2 protein-coding genes and 1 pseudogene are annotated in these 3,121 nt (G+C 61.7%); all 3 read right to left on the reverse strand.

The genetic code is table 11. From position 1 onward, the window contains the following. Nucleotides 1-4 precede the first annotated feature (4 nt). Entirely contained in the window at nt 5-2,257 is a 2,253-nt protein-coding gene (locus ADADOO_RS09820; protein ID WP_511277126.1) for a cyanophycin synthetase, read from the reverse strand. 123 nt (nt 2,258-2,380) lie between these two features. Further along, nucleotides 2,381-2,851 carry a cyanophycin metabolism-associated DUF1854 family protein gene (locus tag ADADOO_RS09825; protein ID WP_511277128.1) on the reverse strand — a complete coding sequence of 157 codons (471 nt, stop codon included), beginning with the start codon at nt 2,849-2,851 and terminating at the stop codon, nt 2,381-2,383. Nucleotides 2,852-2,855: 4 nt separating this feature from the next. Continuing rightward, nucleotides 2,856-3,121, reverse strand: a pseudogene (locus ADADOO_RS09830) (cyanophycin metabolism-associated ABC transporter); the annotation flags it as partial.

Below are 3,121 nucleotides of genomic sequence, written 5' to 3' on the forward strand. Positions count from 1 at the left end.
CTCGTTATTTCCGGGCGGTAGCCGGCTTCTTGGTTTGCGACTTTTTGGCCGATTGCAGAATCAGCGCAGCGGGGTCAATCAGTTCGAGACCAAAGGTCTTGAGTCCTGTCGTCATCACTTCCTGGCTCAGCCCCATGGCCCAGCCGGCAGCAATACCGGCCAGCACGTTGGCGATATTTTTAGGCTGTTTTGCCTTGCCGATGTAGGGGGCATCGATCAGTCGGCTGAGGCGGGTTTCATCGGCGCCGGAGCGCAGCACAATACGGTTGTCGGCGACGGTGACGCCACGCTTGCCGGCGGCAAGATGGGCGACCAGTGTCGGATTGGCCGGATCGCAGGCAAAGAAAATCACCTCGCCATCGCACAGTTCGGCAAAGTCGGCGACCAGTTCGTCTTCGGCGTTGAGCACGGCGTGGCCGCCGGGGAGAACGACATCAACCTGCGTCCGGTAGATCGAGCGGGGCGTTGTGTAGTACTCGCCGCCGGTCGGCTGAACATCCCAGCGCGACAGGTCTTCTTCTTCCGAAATAATGTTGGTGACGATGCCGATCGAGCAACGGTCGTAGGGCAGACCTTGGCCGAGAATGACAGGGGCGCCGTTTTCGATCACTGTGGCGTGGATCGAGCGATTTAGAAGCAGGCGGCGACCGCCTTCCCAGTTGGCAGCGCTGGTTTTCTGAACTTGGCGACGGCCGAGGTAGATGCCGTCCTTGCAGGCGAGGCCGCCTTGCTGACCGGAGAGGTAGATCAGGTGGGCGACCATCTTGGCGACGGCATTTTTGCCGTGCGTGCCGGTGACACCAACCAGAGGGACGCGGCCGCTCGCACTTTCGGCGAACAGGTTGTTGACGATGGCTTGGCCGACCGGGCGCGGCTTGCCGATGCCCGGCTTGATGTGCATGAGCAGGCTGGGGCCGGCGTTGACTTCAACGATGGCGCCGCCCTGTTCGCCGAGCGGCTTGGCGATGTCCCGGCAGACCAGATCGACGCCGGCGATGTCGAGACCGACGACGCGGGCGGCCAGCGCGACAACCTGGGCGGTGTCGGGGTGGACTTCATCGGTGCAGTCGAAAGCGTGGTTGGCGTTGCGCTGGATGAGCACGACGCGGGCTTTGGCCGGGACGCTGTCGGCGGCGAGGCCCTGGCGTTCCAGTTCGATTTTGGCGGCGGTGTCGATCTTGATGATCGATAGCGGGTGCAGCTCAGTCGTGCCGCGCCGGGGGTCGATGTTGACCTGGCTTTCGATCAACGCCTGTACGGTCGACTGGCCGTCGCCGGTGACGGTGATGAGGTCGCTGCGGTTGGCCGCGACCAGCTTGCCGCCGACGACCAGCAGGCGATGTTCGATGCCCTGGATGGAGCGCTCGACGAGGACGCCGGAGCCTTCCTCGACGGCGATGGCGTAGGCCTTGGCGACTTCTTCCCGGGTCGTCAGGTCGATGAACACGCCACGCCCATGATTGCCGTCGGTCGGCTTGACGACGACCGGCAGGCCGATGTTTTCGGCCGCATCCCAGGCGTCGTCGGCGCTGTCGACTTCGCGGCCTTCCGGTACCGGGACGCCGACCGAGGAGATCAATTCCTTGGTCAAATCCTTGTCGCGCGAGATGGTTTCGGCGATGGCGCTGGTCTGGTCGGTTTCGGCTGTCCAGATGCGACGCATGGCGCTGGCGTAACCGAGCTGGACCAGATTGCCGTCGTCGAGCAGGCGGATGGCCGGGATGTCGCGATCGTCGGCGGCATTGACGATGGCGGCGGTCGATGGACCGAGGTACTTGCGATCAACCTTGCGACGCAGGGTGTCGACGATATCGGCAACATCGAATGGCTGGTTGTCGACGGCGGCGAGGATCAGTGCAATGCCTTGTTCGAGGGCAATTTTCGTGACGTCGTCGTGCCAGTTGCGAATCGCCAGTTTGTACACGCCGCGTTCGGTCGTTTCACGGGTGCGGCCGAAACCGCCGGGCAGGCCGGCCAGCGTCATCAGCTCAAGGGCGACGTGTTCGAGAACATGGCCGATCCACGTGCCTTCCTGAAGTCGGGCGATGAAGCCACCGCGCTCGTCGCGGCTGCAACGATGCTCGATCAGTGACGGCAGGAACGTGGTCAGACGTTCGGTGAAGCCGGGAAGCTTGTTGGAGGGATAGTCTTCGAATTCGCCGATGTCGATCCAGGCTTCGAATACCGGTCGGTAGGTCCACATGTTCGGGCCACGCAGATTGATGATGTCCCGAATGATGATGTCTTTTTTCTTCATGCTTGTTTCGCCCAGCTCCGTTTCGCTGTCAGAAATTGTTATGGGGCAGCTAGTGATTATTAACGCTTTCGCGCTGTCATGGATTACCCGTAACCAAAAAATGTCACACAACCGGACAAAGCGTTACAGGAAGCGGTCAAGCAGCTTCTTGCTTTGGCGGTCGAGTTGCGTCTGGTCGCGGATCAGAAACTGGATGCCGTTGGCGTCGGCAATGAGCAGGCGGGTCTGCGACAGGCGACGGATGTCTTCCTCGCCCTTCAGGCGCAGCTCGGTCTTGCCGCGATTGGTCACGACCTGCCAGGCGCTCGGACAGGCGAAACTGGAAACTTCCTCAATGCGCTCGATTTCAGGGACGAATTCGCGGCTGGCGATACTGGCCTCGATCAATTCCGCAATCGCCGGCGGCAGGTCAGCGAGATGCTCGATCCACGCGACTTCGTGGCCTTCGTAATTGACCAGCGATAAACCCTCGTCGGGGGCGGCGATGGGAAAGGCGCGCACCGGCGTGATGCCTTCGTGGATGTCTCCGTTTTCGGTCGTTAATACCAGTCGACCGTAGGCGTCGCGTTGCAGCTGGAAATTGGGGTTCGACATGGTCTTAGTCCGCGTGAGTTTTGGGCTGGCTGGTCGAGCGCGGCAGCATGGGTTCGGTGTCGACGTTGCGGGCCTGGGCCATGTAGAGCTTGTAGTAATGGCCTTCAACGGCCATCAACTCATCGTGATTGCCGACCTCGACGATGCGGCCACGATCCATGACGACCAGCCGGTCGGCCTTGCGCAGGGTGCTCAGGCGGTGGGCGATGGCGATGGTGGTGCGGCCCTTGACCAGGTTGTCGAGCGCCTTCTGGATTTCCTTCTCGGTTT

The organism is Azonexus sp. (assembly GCF_036170495.1).
Taxonomy (GTDB): Bacteria; Pseudomonadota; Gammaproteobacteria; order Burkholderiales; family Rhodocyclaceae; genus Azonexus.